The 19,736-nt window shown below is 63.7% G+C and carries 14 protein-coding genes; 7 read left to right on the top strand and 7 right to left on the bottom strand.

The window, feature by feature from the left end; all coding sequences use genetic code 11:
* The first annotated feature begins 258 nt into the window (after positions 1–258).
* Both HPY44_00240 and HPY44_00235 read left to right on the top strand, forming a co-directional pair.
* Positions 259–1,263 carry a type II secretion system F family protein gene (locus tag HPY44_00240; GenBank protein ID NSW54411.1) on the top strand — a complete coding sequence of 335 codons (1,005 nt, stop codon included), beginning with the start codon at positions 259–261 and terminating at the stop codon, positions 1,261–1,263.
* A gap of 24 nt (positions 1,264–1,287) precedes the next feature.
* A complete protein-coding gene (locus HPY44_00235; GenBank protein ID NSW54410.1) occupies positions 1,288–2,559 on the top strand; it encodes a hypothetical protein in 1,272 nt (423 codons plus the stop codon).
* A 163-nt stretch (positions 2,560–2,722) separates the two neighbouring features.
* On the opposite strand, the gene HPY44_00230 is transcribed toward HPY44_00235, so the two are convergent.
* The gene (locus tag HPY44_00230; GenBank protein ID NSW54409.1) at positions 2,723–2,953 is read right to left on the bottom strand and encodes a hypothetical protein; all 231 of its coding nucleotides are present in this window, start codon (positions 2,951–2,953) and stop codon (positions 2,723–2,725) included.
* Positions 2,926–3,372, bottom strand: a complete 447-nt coding sequence (locus HPY44_00225; GenBank protein ID NSW54408.1) for a prepilin-type N-terminal cleavage/methylation domain-containing protein — start codon at positions 3,370–3,372, stop codon at positions 2,926–2,928. Before HPY44_00225 ends, HPY44_00230 begins: the two co-directional genes overlap by 28 nt.
* 527 nt (positions 3,373–3,899) lie before the next feature.
* Between HPY44_00225 and HPY44_00220 the strand changes: the two genes are divergently transcribed.
* The 5 genes from HPY44_00220 (at position 3,900) to HPY44_00200 (ending at position 12,483) form a co-directional block, all read left to right on the top strand.
* Positions 3,900–4,907: a hypothetical protein gene (locus HPY44_00220; GenBank protein ID NSW54407.1), complete on the top strand. Its 1,008-nt coding sequence runs from the start codon at positions 3,900–3,902 to the stop codon at positions 4,905–4,907.
* 112 nt (positions 4,908–5,019) lie between these two features.
* Positions 5,020–6,294: a beta-ketoacyl-[acyl-carrier-protein] synthase family protein gene (locus HPY44_00215; GenBank protein ID NSW54406.1), complete on the top strand. Its 1,275-nt coding sequence runs from the start codon at positions 5,020–5,022 to the stop codon at positions 6,292–6,294.
* A 42-nt stretch (positions 6,295–6,336) separates the two neighbouring features.
* Positions 6,337–8,832, top strand: coding sequence for a PAS domain-containing protein (locus HPY44_00210; protein NSW54405.1), 2,496 nt, complete (start codon positions 6,337–6,339; stop codon positions 8,830–8,832).
* Complete coding sequence (locus tag HPY44_00205; GenBank protein NSW54404.1) at positions 8,829–10,832, top strand: PAS domain-containing protein; 2,004 nt, start codon at positions 8,829–8,831, stop codon at positions 10,830–10,832. The genes HPY44_00210 and HPY44_00205 overlap by 4 nt, the downstream gene beginning before the upstream one ends.
* A 1-nt stretch (position 10,833) precedes the next feature.
* Positions 10,834–12,483 carry a response regulator gene (locus HPY44_00200; GenBank protein NSW54403.1) on the top strand — a complete coding sequence of 550 codons (1,650 nt, stop codon included), beginning with the start codon at positions 10,834–10,836 and terminating at the stop codon, positions 12,481–12,483.
* A 25-nt stretch (positions 12,484–12,508) separates the two neighbouring features.
* On the opposite strand, the gene HPY44_00195 is transcribed toward HPY44_00200, so the two are convergent.
* The 5 genes from HPY44_00195 to HPY44_00175 form a co-directional block, all read right to left on the bottom strand.
* A complete protein-coding gene (locus HPY44_00195; protein NSW54402.1) occupies positions 12,509–14,134 on the bottom strand; it encodes a radical SAM protein in 1,626 nt (541 codons plus the stop codon).
* An 82-nt stretch (positions 14,135–14,216) separates the two neighbouring features.
* Positions 14,217–15,608: a hypothetical protein gene (locus tag HPY44_00190; protein NSW54401.1), complete on the bottom strand. Its 1,392-nt coding sequence runs from the start codon at positions 15,606–15,608 to the stop codon at positions 14,217–14,219.
* 45 nt (positions 15,609–15,653) lie between these two features.
* Positions 15,654–15,911, bottom strand: a complete 258-nt coding sequence (locus HPY44_00185) for a hypothetical protein (protein NSW54400.1) — start codon at positions 15,909–15,911, stop codon at positions 15,654–15,656.
* A gap of 55 nt (positions 15,912–15,966) precedes the next feature.
* The gene (locus tag HPY44_00180; protein NSW54399.1) at positions 15,967–16,263 is read right to left on the bottom strand and encodes a hypothetical protein; all 297 of its coding nucleotides are present in this window, start codon (positions 16,261–16,263) and stop codon (positions 15,967–15,969) included.
* Positions 16,264–16,300: 37 nt separating this feature from the next.
* Entirely contained in the window at positions 16,301–19,675 is a 3,375-nt protein-coding gene (locus HPY44_00175; GenBank protein NSW54398.1) for an efflux RND transporter permease subunit, read from the bottom strand.
* Positions 19,676–19,736 lie beyond the last annotated feature (61 nt).

The following is a 19,736-nucleotide window of genomic DNA, read 5'->3' as shown; positions in this document are numbered from 1 at the left end:
AGGGCTCTTGCCGAGAAACCGCGCCAGGTCTCAGCCGACTTGTAGGAGCGAGCTTGCTCGCGAAGTCGTTGGTCGTTCTCTGCTCTCTGCCGCCCCTTCGGGGGCTTGTGAGGGATCAGGTTGGGGTCTGATCCCGGGGGCTTCCGCCCCAGGCTATATGCGAAACGGCCCCTCCGGGGCCTTGAAGGTGAACGTCAACGGCCGCCGACTACGAAGGTATTCCTGCGCGACACTGAATTACCCTGAAGGAGACAATCCTTGGCCTACAAGGCCCCGCTGCGCGAACAGGCCTACGCCTTCCGCGAACTCGCCACACTGGTGAGCGCCGGCATCACTCTGAATCAGGCGCTGGACCACCAGGTCTCCCGGCCCATGTCGCCGCCGTTCCGGGCATTCTTCCGGCGGGCCTCCGCCCGCGTCGGCAAGGGCGAGAAGCTGTCCGTGATCATGCGCGACCACCCCGGCATGTTCTCGGACATCACCGTCGCGCTCATCGAAGCGGGTGAGCAAAGCGGCCGCCTGGACAAGATGCTCACTAACATCGCCGAGTACCTGGAGCGCGAGCTCGAACTGCGCAATATGATCTCGCGGGAGACCTTCTACGCGAAGATCCTCGTCTCCGCCGTCCTGCTCATCCCCGCGGCGGCTCGGGCGATCATCGCCTGGCTCCTGGAAAGCGCCTGGCGCGCCGTCGTCATCCTGTTCCAGACGCTCATGGTCTACCTGCTCATTGGCGGCCTGCCGTTCCTCGCGTTCTATCTGATCTACCGCCGGTTCGCGGCTTCCCAGACAGGCCGCAATCTCATCGACCAGGTCAAACTGGCCCTTCCCGTACTGGGCGTCATCATCCAGCAGGTTGCGCTGGCCAAGTTCTGTCGGGCCTTCGCAGCGCTGTATGAGGCGGGTATCAGCGTCCCCGAATGCGTGCGCCTGTCCGCGGATGCCTGCGGGAACCGTTTTCTCGCCTCGCAGTTCCACGCCGCCGCGCCCGTAGTTGAGCAGGGCGTTCCCCTCAGCGACGCCCTGGGCTACACGCGTCTGTCCAACTCGCTGGTCATGCGCCTGCTGGAAACCGGCGAGCAGACGGGCAACGTGGACACCATGATGGACAAGGCCGCCCAGCATCTGGAGGACGAATCCCGGACGCGCATTCATCGCGCGGCGGTGATGATCGTGCCTGTCGTCATCATCATCATGGGCATCATCGTCGGTATCATGATCGCCCGGTTCTACCTCGGGTTCTACATGGGAATGATGGACTGAAAGTCCGAGAGGAGACGCGCGCACATGGAGTTCGGTTTCGCCGCAATCGACATTACCCCCCCGCCGGGGGAAGAGCTCACAGGTTACGGCTACTACCTGAATCGCCGGGCGACGGGAACCGCCGACCCTATCATGGCCCGGGCGCTGACGCTCAGCGACGGCGAGACCCGCGCGGTGGTGATCCAGCTTGACCTGCTGGCTCTCGACGCCCACTGGGTCTCGGCAATGCGCGCGAGAGTGGAGCGCAAGCTGGGGTTGCCGGGCGACTGCCTCATGCTCCACTGCACCCACACCCATTCGGGCCCGGCGGCGCGGGTCACCTTCGGCTGCGGGCGACCCTCCGAGCATTTCATGCACGCCCTGGGCAAGCATATCCTGCAGATTACCCAGGCGGCATTGGCCGATCTGAAGCCCGCGGATTCCGTGGACAGCTTCGATGTGGACTTTCCCGAGGGCTTCGCGCACAACCGCGTGGGCGGCGCGGACCTAGACACCCGGGTCCGGGGGCTGAACATCGTGATCCCCGGCGCGAGACCGATCCTCGTGGTCAACTACGCCTGCCACCCGGTGACCATGGGCGTGAACCGCGAATACTCCGCGGATTACCCCGGCGCATTGATCCGCGAACTGAACGCTTACGGTTGCCGGGCCATTTTCCTGAGCGGCCCCTGCGGCGACATCAACCCTCTGGCCAACACGGTCCGCGTTGGTCCGGCCGCTCGCGAGACCCTCGCTATCTACGGGCGTGATCTTGCCGCTTGCGCCCGAAGAGCAGTGGCCGAGTCCCTGCCGTGGAAGCCCGGCCCCCTCAAGGTATTCTCGCGTGCGGTGTCCGTGCAGAGTGACATTCCCGAACCGGTCCAGCTCGAGGCATCTCTCGAGGAACTCCAGGCGAAGCTGGAGGAGGACCCGGACAATGGTCTGCTGCGCGTGGATATGGAGTGGCACCTGAAGATGCTGGAGAATCTGGGTGGAGAGATTGCCGAAGAGGAGGCGCGGGCGGAGATCCAGGGCTTCGTTTTTGGGGACGCGGCGATCATCGCGCTTTCCGCGGAGACCTTCACCGCGCTGGGCCGGATCATCCGGGATGCCGCGCCAGACCACAACGTGCTTCTCGCGGCCACGAGCAACGGCGTCATCGGGTACATCGCGGACCGGCGCGACGTGGAACTGCAGGGGTACGCGTCTCTCGCAGCCTGCAAGCTGTACGGGATGGCCCTCCCACTTCCCGGAGCCGGGGAGGCCTGGGCAGCCCAAGGCGCGGCGCTCCTTGCGGAGACGATTGGGGGGAAGTAACCTTCGGGTCGGACGTCGCGTTGTGCGCGAGAACCTGATCGCGCGGATGTTACGCGCAAGCAATATTCGCCGACCGGGACGGTCGGCCTAGGCGATCAGCCCACCAAAGAAACGGCCGCCCGGAGCGATCCAGGCGGCCGTGTGGCGTCTTGTCTCGGGGGAATCAGCCTTCGAAGCGGTAGTCGAACTCGTAGTAGTGAGGGGTCGCGGAGAAGGTGGAAGGACCGAACTTCAGGCTGTCCCAGCCCCGCCACTTGGCGTGGCCGTCGGCATAGCAGATGTTGGTCCCGCCATTGTGCTTATTGGCGTAACCTTTGCTGCCGTCCACGCTCCCGGTGGTCGCGGTGTAGTAACACTGGAAGTCCATCACCATGAACACGGAGGCAGGGGACATAACCGCGGACATCGCTGGTTGGATAGCCCCACGAAACCCGAGGGATAGCTGATGTGATAGTGGTTGTACCCGTACCCAAGGTCCGGGTAGCGCACGTGGGCATTGTGGTTGCTGCAGGTACCGGTTGCGCAGAGATCACCCTTGTGGGACGGACAGACAAACAGCTGGGTGTTCTTCATGTAGGGGGCGACGCGGTCACACCAGAAATAGCTTCCCCACCAGGCTGCCGACACATACCGCTCGTCATAGTCCTGACCATACATGAGAACGGCGAGCCCGATCTGCTTGACGTTTGACAGACAACTGGCGGAGCGTGCCTTCTCGCGGGCCCTTGCGAAGACCGGGAAGAGGATCGCCGCAAGGATAGCGATGATGGCGATGACAACGAGCAGTTCAATCAGAGTGAAACCCTTTCGCATATGACTGCCTCCTGCTATGTCTAGATGGGTACGCCCCATGCCCCTTGAGACTCATTATTCCCCGGGTCGCCCGAAATAACCTCCTCGACTTGCGCGCCCAGCCACAATATGCCTGATGCACAATCCCCGCATGCACCCTCGCCTGAACGTCAGGGGCGATTTCGGGGAGAACTGCGTAGGAACCCGGAATGCAATTCGCAGCTTCACTGAGGCACGCTCAGACTTCGCCTGTCTGAATAGCAGGAGCAAAGGCGAGGCAGACTGCACCACGGTTCGTCTACCTCCAAGAGGGACAATTCATCCCAGTTCTTTAGCGCACCAAAAGAAGCCCTTGACGTTCTGCCGATACTAGAGTACATCTTGCCAAGAATAGACACGAAATATGCCCTACTAGTGGGCATGGCGCACCGCGGACCATGGGCTTGGGCAAGTCATGTGGGGGCACTGGAGGTTTGCGGAGCACCCCTCTTTCCAGGCCGTTCATCGTGGACCGAGATGCAGCAAATGTCATGGGAGGGCATATCGCAATGAACGCAGCCCGCAATTGGCCAGTCGTGACACTGTTTGCTGTGGTGGCCATGTTGTCGTGTGGCGCAGGAAGCGCCTGGGCGCAGGGCATCGAGAGTTACGCGCTGGTGCACCCATTCGGGCTTTCTTCCGCCGCGACCACCCGCTTGATGGGCATGGGAGGCCCGGTCTCCTGCGTCTGGGACCGCGGCTTCGCGAACCCCGCTTTCGCGGCCATGCAGACCGACCCGAACGCGTCCGTCCGGTATCAGACCACCGACTTCTCACAAGGCCCCGATCTGGACACCTACCAGCTGCATTACATTCTTCCGCTGACGGACAATGAGTCGGGCCTGCAGTTCAGTTTCTTCGACATGAGCGGCGACCCGGCAGCCACACGGATGCAGGGCGGACCGATGGCGAGCATGTCCGAACAGGACCTGTCTGTACACTATGGGCGGCGGATTGATGAGAAGCTGACGGCGGGCATCGGCGTGTCGGCAATCAGCGACATCGATTTGAGCCTGATGGCACCGGGGATGCCGCTGCTGAACATTTCCTCCGAGGCCGACTGGGGCGCCCGGTTGGGCGTTGCATACGAGCACGCCCCGGGCGTGTTCCTGGGTGCCGTCTACGATTACTACCAGGAGACCGCGACTGCCACCGGTGCACTGGTCGGCGGCGGCCCGGTCCAGCGTGTGTTTTGGACCGACCTGCTGGCGCTGGGCGTGTCATGGAACTGCGGGCCGAAAACACTCGTAGCCGTGGAATATCGGCGCTCGGCCACCCATGAGGGGCCCACCGTACAGACCCTCAACACCTGGCACGCGGGCGCAGAGTATGACATCTCCAACCGGTTCGCCTTGCGCGCCGGCATGAATGATTCCCGCTTGACCTTCGGTCTGGGTTACCAGGACAGATGCTGGGACCTGAGCTACGCGTACATCAACCGTTGGAACGATGATATCGCCACCGGACTGTTCGGGCCATCCGACAGCCACGGGTTGCAGGCCACGTACCGCTGGTAAGGGCTTCCTGCCGGGGGTCTGTTCCGGCGAGGGGGCAACCCTTCAACAAGTTCGTGTCGGGCTTTCCCGCCGCAGGCCAACCTGCGGCAAGAGCCTTGAGGGGAACGAGAGCATGTCAGCCATCGAAGCGCCTTCGCGCCGGGTCGTCATCACCGGTGCGGGTGTGGTGTCCTGCGCGGGAATGGGGAAGCAGGCCTTCTGGGAGGCCGTGCGAGATGGCAAGTCAGGCGTGCGCCGCATCACGCGGTTCGATGTGAGCGACCTGCGCGCCCAGATCGCCGGAGAAATCACCGACTTCGACCCGCTGGACTGGGTCGAGGCGAAGAAGGCTGCCAAGCAGGGCCGGTTCGTGCACTTCTCACTGGCGGCCGCCCAGATGGCCATCGAAGATTCCGACCTCGACCTCGAACGCGAGGACCGTCTCGGCATCGGCGTGGCATTCGGCACCAGCGGCGCGGGGAACGGGAACATTGCCGACGACCATTATGTACGCTGGGTGGAGAGCGAATTCCAACGCGTGGACCCCACCGGGATCAACGAGATCCCAGCCCACGCCGCGAGCAGCCACATCTCAATCGAACTAGGGCTGAAGGGGCCCCAGTACTCGCTCTCAACCGGTTGTGTCACATCGGTGCTCACGGTGGGGCAGGCGATGGAGACGATTCGGCGCGGCCAGGCGACCTGCATGATTGCGGGTGGGTCTGAAGCGTGCCTTTCCAGGCCGATCTACCACATGCTCGCACGCCAGAGGGTGCTGTCAACTCGGAACGATGACCCAAAGGGCGCTTGCCGGCCTTTTGACAAGGACCGCGACGGCCTTGTGCTGGGCGAGGGAGCGGCGGCGGTTGTGCTGGAGTCCGCAGAGCACGCCATGAAGCGCGGCGCCCGCATCTATGGCGAGTTGCTGGGATACGGTGTGAACACGGAAGCATACCACATGGTCATCTCCATCCCCACGGGAGATGAGCTTGCACGTTGCCTGCGCGATGCGATGCGCATGGGCAAGCTCGCACCGAACGATATCGACTATGTCTGCGCACACGGGATCGGCAACAAAGAGTACGACATCGGCGACACCCTGGGCATCAAGAAGGCGCTGGGGCAGCATGCGTACCACATTCCGGTGACTTCCATCAAACCCGTGCCCGGCCAGTGCTTCGGGGCTGGCGCGGCGATGCAATTGGTGGCGGCCTGCATGGTTCTTCAGACGGAGACCGTGCCTCCGACGCTCAACCTGGTTGAGCCTGACGAAGAGTGCGATCTCGACTACGTCCCGGGCACTGCACGGCGGGGACGCATTGACACGATCGCGCTGAATGCCCACAGTTTCGGAGGTACACACGCGGCCCTGATCGTGCGCCGTTTCGATGAGCGGACAATGGGATAGCGTCCCGAACGAACCGGACGACTGGTGTGTAGTGAGAGCCGGATGGACCTCAACGCCGTCGCATTGATCGCAGTGGGCGTCGCTTCCGCGGCGCTCGGGCTGGTCATCTACCTGCGGGCACCTTCACGGCCGGCAAACCGTCTCTGGTGCCTGCATGCACTGCTGGTCACCGGGTGGGCTCTGCTGAACTACGGGATCGTCGTCGCCAAGGACCCCGTGGTGGTCGTCGCCTACCTGCGCCTGGTCCACCTGCTCTCCGCCTTCGTCCTGGTTACCTTCGTGGACTTCTGCTCGTTCTTCCCCGATCGTCTTGTCTCCTCCTGGTCTCTTCAGCGGGTCTTGCTGTACGGTTCGGCCCTGGTCTTCGGCGGGATAGCCTGCCTGCCGGGCATCGTGCGCAGCATCGAGATGACCCCCGAGGGCCCCAATGTGGAGTTTGGCTGGCCGCTGGCTCTCCTGGGACTGTACGCCATTGGGTTGCTGTCAGTGGCCAATGGCCTGCTGTGGACCAAGTCGCGCCAACTGCACGGCGTCGCCCGGGTCCAGACGGTCTACGTCCTCGCAGCCGCCATCGGCTTCCAGGTCATGGTGTTGATCACCAACGTGATCCTGCCGGTCATCACCGGCAATACCACGTACTCGCGCTGGGGCGTGGTCACGTACTTCTTCACAATCGCCACCGTTACTGCGGCGATGGCCAAGCATAGCCTGTGGGACCTTGGCTCAGCAGGCCGGCGCGCAGCAGCGGGAGTCCTCGCTGTCGGCAGTCTCGGTATCGCGGCCGGGCTCGCAGTCAGCGTGCTCCTGGGCAGAATGCGGCTCTATGTGGATGACCCCGCGCGGCTGACCGCCTTCTGGCTGGTTATCGGAACCGCTCTCGGTTTCACTTTTACCCCCGCGTACCAGTACTTCCGGGGACTGCTCGGACGCAATGCCGATGAGGACCGAGAGCGGACCGCCAAGCTCCTGCGCAGGCTCGAAGCTGCGGTGGTCCGGTCACCGGGAAACGAGACGTTACTCATGCCGATGCTGGAGGCTGCCGAGGAGTTCTTCGGGACCGCTTTCGTCGCGGCCTACCTGCGCCGGTCAGGGAGCGTGTACGAATGCGTTGGGCTCGTGGACCCGCACTCTTATGTGGCGACACAAGCGCCCTTCCTGGCGGCCGGAAACCTGAGCGGACCGGCGCTGCGGCTGCTCAACGTTGAGGGCTTGCAGGAGCCCCTGTACGCGGGCGATGTCCTGCGGTTTGATGCATCGCCGCACGCTGCCGAGCGCCTGAGCGCCATGGAGAGCCTGCACGCGAGCGTTGTCATCCCCATGGTCTGGCAGGAGCGGCCCCTGGGTTTCTTCATTCTTGGTCCGAAGCTGTCCAGGGACATCTTCACGGCCTTTGAGGCATCAATGTTTGCAGCGCTGGGCGCCCATGCGGCTGTTGCGCTGAAAAACCACGAACTGCGGGCCCAGATACTCGCTGAGAAGGAGCGCACCGAGAAGATTATCTCCCAGATGGCCAGCGGGCTGGTCGCTGTCGACTCACGCGGGATCATAAGCGTGGTCAACGCATCCGCCTGCGAATTGCTTCACCGCAAATCCTCCGACCTGGTGGGCAGGCACCTGCACATACTGCCGGCCTCGCTTCAAGCCAGCTTGTCGGACGCACTGCAGACCGGCCGCGGAAGCAACAACCCGGGGCTGCCACTTTTCTCGGACGGGGAATTGCGGGTTGCACTGAGCACTTTTGCCCTCACGAACCCCGAGGGGGGCAATGACGGAGCGGCAGTGCTCTTCCATGACTTGAGTACCGAAGATGCGCTGCGCAGGGCCCAGCAAGAGGCCGAGCGGCTGCGATTCATCCGGGCGATTTCCGCCGGCATGGCCCACGAGATCCGCAATCCGCTGGTGGCGATCCGGACATTCGCCGAACTGGCTCCGCGGCGTCTGGACGACCCTGAGTTCCGCGAGTCATTCCTGGATGTGGCGAGGTCCGAGGTGGGTCGCCTGGAGGATCTCGTGGAACAGTTCATGACCCTGGCGCGGCCTACCAGCTATGCCTGGGAGAACGTGAACCTGCGCCAGCTTGCTGAAGGGGCCGCGGCGGCGGTGAGCGCCAGTGCAGAATCGCGAGGGATAGGAATCAGCGTGGTGCTGCCCGAGGAACTGCCTGAGCTGCGCGGGAACGAGACGCGCCTGCACCAGGCTCTCTTGAACCTTCTGCTCAATGCACTAGACGCAACGCCGGCTGGTGGCCGCGTCGAGGTCCGGGTCCAGCCGCGAATTGCGGGTGGACAGGAGCGCCTTGGGATCGGCGTGTGGAATTCTCACAGTTACATTCCGCCCGAGCAGATGGTATCCTTGTTTGAGCCATTCTTCACGACGAAGGCTTCCGGCACCGGTCTGGGCCTCACCATCTGTCACACCATTGCCGAGGAGCACGGGGGGGAAGTCGCCGTGCGTTCCGACGAGCAGACGGGCACTGAGTTCACCTTGCTGCTGCCACTTACACCGGACCATCAAAGGCACCCAGTGACTACAGCATGACCACAGCACTCTTCATCACAGGTAGCGGGTCGCACTACGCCCGGGTGCGCGAGCTGGTGTCGAGCAGGCTAACCACCTTCGACGCCGACCCGGGAATGATGCCGCCGGGCGCGGCGCCATCCCGGGTGGATGTGGTCTTCCTGGACGCGGAGCATCTCACAGACGATCTGGTCTCCGACCTGCGTTTTGTGCGCGCGAACTTCAGGGATGCTACGGTTGTCGCGGTGGCGTCTGAGCACGTGGCACGCCAGGTGCAGGTCGAGCGTATTGAAGCGCCGGACCAGTGGATCCTCATCCCCGCCAGCGATGTACGTCTCCAGGCAGCGGTGGACAGTCTGCTGGCCTACCTGTCGGCCAAGGCCGTGCGCGCTCCTGAGCCTCCAGTTACCGGCGCGACCCATTTTGGCGGCGTCCTGGACATGGACAGCGCCCACCGGCCACGCGGCGAGAATACCATCTCCCGTGCGGTCTCGCGCATGGCGGGTTCGCTGGACATCCACAAACTCTATGATGCCTGCTGCGACGCCCTGTTGGAGCTCACCGGATGCGTGAGCTTCTGTCTCCTGCGATACGACCCCACCTGTCGGGGCTTCAAGATCGTCCGGGCGGAAGGCTTGCACCCGTCGGTGGAGAGCAGCTGTGTACTGTCGGTGACCGGGCCGTTGGCCAATCACCTGCAGCGGGTGCGAGGTCTTGTCACCATGGATGCCCTCGCCGGGGTGCCCGAGGGCTCCGAGGCGATCCGCGAACTCGAGCTATGTGGAGGCGTGCTGGCCGTGCCGGTCTTGAGCCGAGGGGTCTTGCAGGGGCTCATCGTCCTCGGACCCAAGGCCATTGGTGGCCCGTACCGTATGGATGAGGTGGAGTCCCTGCTCATGCTGGCGGCCAGCTTCGCATCGGCCGTTCGCGTCAGCGAGCTCCACAGTGAGCTGCAGTCGCGCAACAACTACATCGATCAGGTCCTGTCCACAATGGCCAGCGGGGTCATTACCCTCCAGCTGGACGGGACCATCGTGGTCTGCAATCCGAGTGCGGCGGAGGTGCTCGGCCTGGGCGCCGACAATGTGGTCGGGCGAGACATGCGGGTGCTGCCGGCACCCTTGGGAGACCACCTGTATGCCTGCCTGCGCTATGGGGAGGAACGGTCCCGCGAGGAGGTCACTATTCTCGCAGGCACCCGGGAGTTGCGCATCTGGACCCGGCGCCTGCTGGATGAGAACAGCCAGCTCATCGGAAGCATGATGCTGGTCGAGGACATCTCGGCGGAGAAAGCTCTGGCCCAGGAGAAGCGCGAGGCGGAGCGCAACGAAGTCATCAGCCAGATCGTTGCGCGGTTCGCCCATGAGCTGAAGAACCCACTGGCCACAATCCGCACTTTCACAGAACTTCTGCCCAGCCGCTATGAGGACCCCGAGTTCCGCGAGTTCTGGGCCGAGCACGTGCGGCGCGATGTGCATCGTCTGGATGACCTCGTGAACAAGCTGGTCTCCATTGCGGACCCGCCCGAGACGAAGCGCGAATTGACGGACGTCCCCGAGCTACTGCAACTTGCGGTGGAGCGTGTATTGCTCCTGGATGAACAGGCGGCCCAGCGGATTCAGACACTGGCGAATGGCGCCCTGCCGCCAGTCAAAGTGGACATCAACGCGATGGCCGCGGCGATAGCTCACCTTCTCAGATACAGCGTGGGCCCGAACCACCAGAACGTGACGGTGAAAGCGGAACTACAGGACGGCCCCGAGGGTGAGCAACCGGTGGCCATCTACATCCGCACACCCATGGAAGATATCGAGGGAATGGACCCGAGATCGGTGCTGGAGCCTTCCTACGTCATCGACCACCCAGATATCGACCTGGGACCATCGGCAAGCCAGAGGCTCATTGAGAGCCAGGGAGGGGCCCTGGACGCGTACCGTGACAAGAACGAGATGGTCTTCCGCATCTCTCTGATCCCGGTCGCTCAGGGCAGCGACCTAATGCTATACAAGAGGCCTGGTTGAAATGCGGGGTAAGATACTGATCGTCGATGACGAGCCGGGACCGCGCGAGTCATTGCGCCAGATCCTCAAGCAGGATCATGATGTGCGCACGGCGTCGTGTGGAGAAGAGGGGTTGCGCGAAGTTGAGCGAGAGCTTCCCGACCTCGTGTTTCTTGATCTGCGGATGCCGGGCATGGAAGGCACCGAGGTCATGAAGCGGATAAAGGCTGCACATCCCGAGGTCGAGGTGGCCATCATCACCGCTTACGCGGCGGTGGAATCCGCGCGCCTTGCTCTGCGGCTGGGGGCCGTGGACTATCTGATCAAGCCTTACTCCGTGTCAGACGTTGAGAAGATCGTTGAGAAGGCTCTGAGTCTGCGCCGACGCGATCACGACGCCCAGGTCCTGGCCGCACAGCTTGAGACAATGACGAAGAACCTGGTTGCGCAGGCGGGCGCAATCGCGGGCTCCCAGGACAATGGCGTCGGGGAAGCGATCGCGACACTTCAGCGCTTCCAACAGTCCTTCGGTGACGACATCGCCTCGTTCCAGCAACTATGCGAGCTGGGTGAGGTGACGGCGGAAGTCAGCCACGACCTGAACAATCTGATCACCGTCATCCTCACCAGCGCCCAGTTCCTCCTTGAGCGCGTTCGCACCCAGGAGCAGACCAACCGCGAGGACGTGGACCACTGGGCCTCCAACATCGTGCGCGCTGCCCAGGACTGTACGTCCACGCTCCAGCAGATCCGCAACTACGTTCGGGCCAACATCAACAAAGAGCCTCAGGACGTGCGGGTCAACGACATCGTCCTGGCAGTGGCGGACCTCGTCCGGGACAAGGTCGAGGCGCACCCGGGCAAAGTAGAGTTGGTCACAAGCCTGCGCTCGCTGCCGGTGGTCAAAGGCGACGAGATCGCGATTCGCAATGTGCTCATGAATCTCGTGCAGAACAGCCTGGATGCTCTCCAGGGATCCGGGCGCATTGAGATACAGACCGAGGCCACCCAGGACCATGTGTGGATCCGGGTCAAGGACGATGGGCCCGGCATGCCCGAGGAGGTGCTGGCACAGGCCACTCAGGCCTTCTACTCCACAAAGAGCGAACGCGGGACGGGCCTGGGCCTGAGTATCGCCCAGAAGGTGGCCCGCAAGCACGAAGGCGAGCTTGTGATTGACAGCGAGCCCGGCCGAGGCACCACTGTCAGCCTGAGCATCCCCCTTGTACCACCAACGCCGGCGCAGACCACGGCTTCTCCTGAGCCCAAGGTCCAGGGGGGCATCGTTGTGGTTGCCGATGACCAGGAGGCTATGCGCGACATCATCGTGCGGCTGCTGGAGACTGAGGGATTGCGTGTTCTCCCGGCGCGGGACGGGACCGAAGCTTGGGAGATCATCGATCGCGCGCTGCGAGAGCAGAACGGCGAACCGCTGATGGTCGTGACGGACCACGAGATGCCCGGGATGACCGGTCGGGCGCTCGCTGAAAAGGTCAAGCACAGGGACCCACGGGTGCCGGTTGTCTTGGTGTCGGGATACAGTGTCCCTGGAAAGGGCCCCGAGGACGTGCTGGTGCCCAAGCCCTTCAATATCAGCGACTTGCTGGATCCCGTGAGACGGTTGATGTCCGAAGCACGTCGAACCTGCGCACAGCAGGGCCCTGGCGAGTGACCCGCAGAATCTGCCGTACAGCCTGTCAGACGGTCGCCGCCCGGTTGTAAGTGCTGATGAACTGCTGCATGGCGTCAGCCTGACCGGTGCTGCACCACAGTCGCGCCATGTCTCTAAACTGACGCGGCGCAATGCCCGCCAGCTCCGCCATCAGCAGCATCTCATCCGGCACTCCGGTGAGGATCCCCTCGGCCTCAAGCTGCCCAACGAACCGCGCCGTGATTGCCGTGAACTCCTGGAAGCTCATCCCATTGACCGTGTAGCCGGGCGCCTTCCAGAAGGCTGGTGGGAAGAGCATCTTGAACTTGTAGTCCAGGTGCTGTTCGATGAAGTGCTCCTTGTCCACCGCGAACCCGAAGCTTTGGGGTTCATCAAACCAGCGGGTGCCCGGCAGGAGGCCCGGGAACTGGATCGGCACGGAGTCAGGGCGCAGGTCCAGAAGCAGGCGCAGGCTCTCGGCGAGGGTCTCTTCGGTCTCGAAGGGCATCGGCACGATCATGCTGCAAACCGTCTTGATGCCGGCTTCCTTCGCAAGGGCCACAGCACGGCGCACGTCCTCAACTCGCACGGCCTTCCCACACGCACGTCTCAGCAGTTCCGGCGACCCCGTCTCAAGCCCAAAGAACAAAGCGCGCAGCCCCGATGCTCGCATGCGTCGGTAGTGGTCCGGCTCAGCGGTACTGAAATGCGCGAAGCTGGTGTATGCAATATCGATTCCCCGACGACTGATTTCATCGGAGACTTCGCCCATCAAGCGACCGGGGGTGGATGATCCCGCGAACCGGAAGGCGCGAACGCCTGTGGAGGACATGAGTTGCTCGATGTCATCCACGATCCGCGCGGCCGGCCGGATCCTTAGCGTGCGACCGCTCTCATACGAATGCATGCAAAACGCGCAGTTGAAGGGACAGCCGCGGCTGTCGTCCAGCACCAGCATTTTCAGCTTCTGGTCGCCCGCCATGGCCGGGTACACGTCGGGGTCGTACAGCGCCACCGGTGTCTCGCCGATGTCCACGGATGTGGTAGGGGCAGCGGGCACATCCTTCCCGGTGGACACCCCGGCGGACGGGTCGATCCTTCCACGGCTCGCAGCCTGCTCCACAAGCTGCACGATCTTGTCCTCTGCCTCGCCAGTGACAATTGCGTCGAAAACGTCGGTATAACGGAAGATAACATTCCCCGCCCAGGTTGCCTGTGGTCCGCCAGCGATGATGGGCACACCGGGGAGAGCCTTCCGCACCTCCTCAGCGATGACGACCGAACCCGTAAAACCGTCCCCGTTCCAGAGCTTGAACCCCACGATTGCGGGGGAGAGAGACCTGATCTCCGCTGCGATCTGTCTCGCCATCTCCCCGGTCACATTTGCCTGGACGGACTCGAGTTCAGCATCCAGCGTCGCCAGCTCGCGCACGAGAGACGGTGACGGCTGGCCCGATGCGGAGGCGAGCTCCATGACGATGGGCACCGCGCGTTGTGAAAGCTCCGGCGGGTAGAGGCGGCGCATGGTGTCCACGGTGCCAAAGTCCAGCACGCGAACATCATGGCCCGAGTCGCGCAGGATCGCAGCCAGCACGCCCAGCCCGTTGTCCGGGCAAAGGCTGCTGGGCGTATAGGGGTAACCGGCGAAACTCACGAACACACAACTGGCCATGGAGACGGCCCCCCGGAAGTTGCCCGTGCGGCCGGTGCGTTGCCCCGCACATCAGCCGCGGCGGCAGAATGTTCAACAGCCATCACGCATTTGCGAGTACGGAAAGGAGGCGAATTGCCGCGTCCACAAGGGCCCTTTCGGCGCCCACGCCGGCCGGACTCCATTCGGGCTCATAGCCGCCCTCATCATGGGCCTTGTCGGTGGACACGTAACCGATGGAGTCGTACGCGCAACTGATCACGGCGGTGGACACGAAGGGCGAGTGCTGCTTGATCTGCAGGCCGATCTCAACCATGATTTCGCCGGGCAGCGCGACAGCCGCCCAGTCGCCAATCCGGCAGGCCCAGACCTGGGTCTCGATGCCCGACGCCCCCTGGTATTTCTCGGCCATGGCGACCTGCTGACGGTGCCCGCAGGCAGCCGGGCTTTCAGGGTCCTCGCAGGCAGCGAGAGCGGCCCGCGCCTCCTCCAGATCCGGCAAGGGCTTGAGCGGGAGCGTCACGTTCTCGACTGCTGTAGCGACGGGTGCATCCCTGGTGCAATCACGAATCTGATACCACGCCCGGGTCAGCGCCGCCCCGAGTGATCTGCCCACTCGCTCGCGGCTGTCGCCCCCGCGCCATGCTGGGACCTGATTGCCCGCGCAACCCAGCGAGAAGACCAAAGGAGCGCCCACCACCGGTTCGAAAGCGCGACGGGCCTCACCGGGGTAGTCCGGAGAGATCGCGTAGAAATTGCCCTCGCCGCCCACAACCGGGTGGCAGGCGAAATTCGCCAATCCCGCGAGGGGCTTCGCGTCCGGCCCCACCACCTTGAGCAGCGGGGCCTCGGGGTCGGAGACACCGGCGCGCAGCCCGTCAAGTTCCTTCAGTGGCGGACTCAGGCGCGGGCCCCCGTCGCCTCCTTTGCGCCAGGCGCGCCACAGGGTGAGCCCCTCCCGCGCCGCGACCGCCGCCTGCTGGGGCTGAAGGACGAGACTCATCACGACCTTGCCGTCGGTGCCCACCGGGCGGCGGCTGAAGCTGATTCCGTCTGCGAGTGCCGCTCCCGCGCCGGCCCAGGCGGGTTGTCGCCTGCGCCACGCCTCCACCGCGCAGCCCGCGAGGGTGCGCGCCAGGCAGTCCAGATAGGGCTGGGGGATCGCCTCGCGCAAGGCGCGGGGCATGTAACCGGAGGGCCGGATCTCCGGGCCCCAGTGGGTGTGGCTCCCGCAGACGATGATCGCCTCGGCCGGGATATCCGTCTGTTCAGCGACCGACTCGCGAATCGAGGTAGTCAGTTCGCGGTGGGTGCTGATCAAATCGGCGCAGATGAGCGCCGCGTAACTCCCGGAGTTCTCGAGCACCAGCGCCCGCGCAATCAACGGGGTCTCCACAGACTCGCACCCGTGGTCCCGTGCGCCGTAACCTGCCATGGGGCTGCCCACGGGCGGGGTGATGTCGCAGGAAGCCAGACCTGCAGTGAGCTCAGACATGGCAGCACCTTCGTCTTGCGGGGTGTATAGGACCGGCGCCTGCGGTCAGTCGTCCACGGCAGGCCGGCTCACGATGCCCCCGCAGTCCGGGCAAATGGTGACCTGCGCATGGATCGTGGGGCGCCGGCCGCAGAAGCCGCAGTCGGAAACCTCGGGCTCGTCCATCAGCGGGATCTCGCCTGACTGTCGCGGCTGAATGTGCGGTTCGCTCTTGGCACGCAGCGATCTCGCGGGCTGGTGTTTCCGCGTGGAGACCAGCGGGACCTCCAGGTCCAGCTCGAGTTGCCTTTCATTGCGTTTCACAGCAGGCGCCCGCAGTTCCGGCCCGAAGCGGTCAAGGCCTGTTGTTGCCCGACGATCAGATCAATTCGGCGTCGGTAATGATGAAGCGGAGCCCCGGCGTGATCGGATAGCTGTCGCGTATGGCGTGCAGGGTATCCACCAGCGGCTGGACGCGCTCGGGCTCCAGCGCCAGCAGGAAGACCTCGTTCAGGCCCGGCCATATTGGTGATCCCTGGCGCGGCCCGGTGCGTCCCACACCCTCGACGCCCGACCAGCGCGTGTAGTGTTGGATGTCGAGTTCCTTCAGGGCGCTCACCACATCATCCGACAGGCCATCGTCGGCGATCAGATAGACCAGTTTGACTTTCTGCATGGCCCTCACATTCCTGTCTGTACGAGCCGGAGCCCGATTAGCGGAAATGCTTGTCGCCTGCCTTTCGGGATTTGCGGACCTTCGGACGAGCCCTCCGCGCAGTGATCGTCGGTCGCGCCGGGGGTGGCGGCGGCATCTCAGACGGCCCGTCTGTTGGCGGCAATTCGGGCTCGTCGGGCGGTCCCGGCAGTGCGGGTGGCTCGGGCGGCTCGCCCTCGCCTCCGTCCTTGCGCCGGCCGTTGCGGAAGCTGGCTATCAGGCTGCCGAGACCCCTGGCGAACCGGCCCGCGAAAACCTCCACCTGGTCCCAGATGCAGTAAGACGCGGGAACCACCAGCAACGAAAGCATGGTGGACAGGAGCAGGCCACCGATGACCGCCCAGGCCATGGGTGAACGCCATTCGCTGCCCTCGTTCTTTGCAAGAGCGGTGGGCAGGATCCCCAGCACCGTCGAGGCTGTAGTCATGAGAATCGGGCGCATGCGCGTCGGGCCCGCTTCGGTGAGCGCCTCGAACCGCGACATCCCCCTGGCCCGTAGTGTGTTGGCAAAGTCGATGAGCAGGATCGCGTTCTTGCCCACAATTCCCATGAGCATGATGATGCCGATCATCGCGACGATGCTGATCACGTTGCCGGTGAGCTTCAAGGCAATCAGCGCGCCCACCAGAGCGATCGGCAGGTTGAGCATGACGTTGAGCGGCTGCAGCAACGAGTTATAGAGCATCGCCATGACCACGTAGACCAATATCACGGCCAGCATGAGCGCCTGGCCCATGAAGCCGAAGGACTCGCCCTGCATCTTCAGCGACCCGGTCCATGCAACATCTACACCCGGCTCCTTCCACTCCTTCACAACGGCGTCAACGGCCTGCTGTGCCGGACCGGACCGTAGAATCTCTTGGTCGAGGCTCGCGCTGAGAGTCACCTTGCGCTGCCGGTTGTAGCGCTCGATCCGGCTAGGGCCGGTGCTGAGGTACACGTCCGCAACATCCCTCAGCCGCAGCGGCTGGTGGTCTTTCGTCAAACCGATGAACAGGTTCTCGACATCCGACACGCTCTTGCGGTCGAAGTCGATGAGCTGCAAGCGGATATCGTACTCGTCGCCTTCTTCGCGGAACTTGGTGGAGTTGTCCCCTTCGAAAGCCGTGCGAACTACCGCGCCGATCTGGGCTACGGACATGCCCAGGTCGGCCGCACGCCAGCGGTCGATGCGCGCGTGCACCTCCGGCCGTCCGGGTTTTGCAGACAGGTCCACGTAGCGCAGGCCGGGTATCTGAGCAACCCGATGCATCAGGTCGGTGGAGGCGCGTGCCAGCTGTTCGCTGTCCTCGCAGAGAATGTTGAGTTGAAGATCTGCGCCGCCGGGACGAAGCCCTCCGCCGGCGGTGACCTTGATGATCACCCCGGGCAGGTCGGCCAGGTCCTTGCGCAGCCGGGCGGCAAGTTCCTGATCTGAGTCCAGGCCGGCTTTGCGACGCTCGCGCAGGCGCTTCATGGTAATCTGCATCTGGGCGTACTGGCCGCCAACGCTGCCGGCGCCGAACAGGCCCGAACCCTGTGACCCGACCACCGAGATAACGTGCTCGATTGCCGGATAGCGGCTCTCGTCCAGAAGACGGCGTTCGATCTCCCGCACCAGGCTGTCGGTCTCCTCAAGCCTGGTGCCCACTCCGGTCTCGAGAGTAATCGAGACCTCGCCTTCGTCGGTGACGGGGAAGAACTCAAAGGGCAGGCGCACCGCCCCGAGCACCAAAATCATCGCGGCGTAGGCCACAGCCACAGTAATGTAAGGGTGACTTACCGCACGGCGCAGAAGGGCGCCGTAGAAGATTTCGAAGCGTCCATAAATTGCTTCAGTCAGGTTGAAGAATGCCGCCCACAGTCCGCGGCCTGAGGGAGCGCCGGGGTCCACGCGCTGGTACCACCAGGACGCGAGCATGGGCGTGAGTGTGAAGGACATGAGGAGGGAGAAGGAAACCACGGTGGCCGCGGTGATCCCGAAGGAGAAGAAGACCTGACCCACTACGCCACCCATCAGGGCCACGGGAACATAGACCACCACGTCCACCATGGTGACCGCCACAGCCGCGCTGGCGATCTCACTGCGTCCATTGAGTGCGGCCACCTTGGGTGGCTCACCACGGTTGCGGTGACGGTCGATGTTTTCGATGATGACGATGGAATCGTCTACCAGCGTTCCGACCGCGAGGGACAGCGCGAGAAGAACCATCTGGTTGAGCGTGAAGCCGAAACCGATGCTCACCGGCAAGAACGCGGAGATGATCGCGGTGGGAATGGCCAGGGCGACGATGATCGTGCCCCGGAAGTTGTGCAGTGTCAGGAAGACTACGAGCGCCGCGAGCAGAGCGCCGAAGACGATGGCGTCGCGTACGTCCAGGATCGCCTCAATAACGCGTTCCGAGTCGTCGTCTGCCACGACTACTCGGATGTCCGCAGGCAGCTCGCCGGCCCCCTGTTCGCCTTCCAGGTCGCCGACCAGCTCCGTCAGCACCTTGCGCGCCTGGCGGACTACCTGCACTGTGTTCGCGTCCGACTGTTTGATCACGGCGACCCGAACGGTGGGCTGCCCGTCGATGCGCGCGTATTCGTCGGGCTCGACGACGGTATCGTAGACCTCCGCGAGGCTGCTGAGCCGAACTAGACCGCCGTTGGGCACTGCAATCTCCAGGTCGCGGATCTCCTGAAGATCCTCGAACTGGCCGATGACCCGGATGGCGTAGTCCCGTGCACCTTCCTTGATATTGCCGCTGGGGACGTCGATGCTCTCGGAGCGCAGGAGTGATGCGAGCTGCGCGATGGACAGGCCGACAGCGTCGAGCCGGTCCTTGTGGGCCAGGACTTGGATCTCACGTTCTTGGCCACCGGAAATAGTCACGGATGCCACGCCGTTGATCTGACCCAGACGCGGGCGCACCACATCTTCCACGAGCTTGCGCAGATCGCGCGGTTCCCGGTCGCCGCTGATCCCTACTGTCAGAACAGGCAGCGCGCCGATGTCGATCTTATAAACTGATGGGTCTTCCACATCGCTGGGGAAGGAAGCGCGTGCCCTCGCCAACGCGTCGCGCACATCAGCGGCGGCTACATCAACATCGATCTCGTAGTTGAAGCGAACGACGCACACGCCCAAGTTCTCATAGGCGGTGGCGTCGACTTCGTCCACGCCGTTGATGACACTGACCTCATCTTCGAGAGGCCGCAGAACTCGCTGCTCAATCTCCTCAGGACCGGCCCCGGGGTAGGGGAGGATGATGGAGACGCTAGGGATCTCCACATCGGGGTTCATTTCCCACGGCATCCGCGACAGCCCGACCAGGCCGAGAACCATGATGGCGAAAATCGCCATCGCAATCGTGACCCGGCGGTTGATTGCCAGTCTGGTTAACCACATAGGGCGAGTGCTCTCACATTGCGCGCGGCCTGTGGGCTGCGCCGGGAGTATGCGCCCGGGA

Source organism: Armatimonadota bacterium (genome assembly GCA_013314775.1).
Taxonomy (GTDB): domain Bacteria; phylum Armatimonadota; class Zipacnadia; order Zipacnadales; family JABUFB01; genus JABUFB01.
Note: the sequence above shows the minus strand (reverse complement) of the source record. Positions and strands in the feature narration are given on the sequence as shown.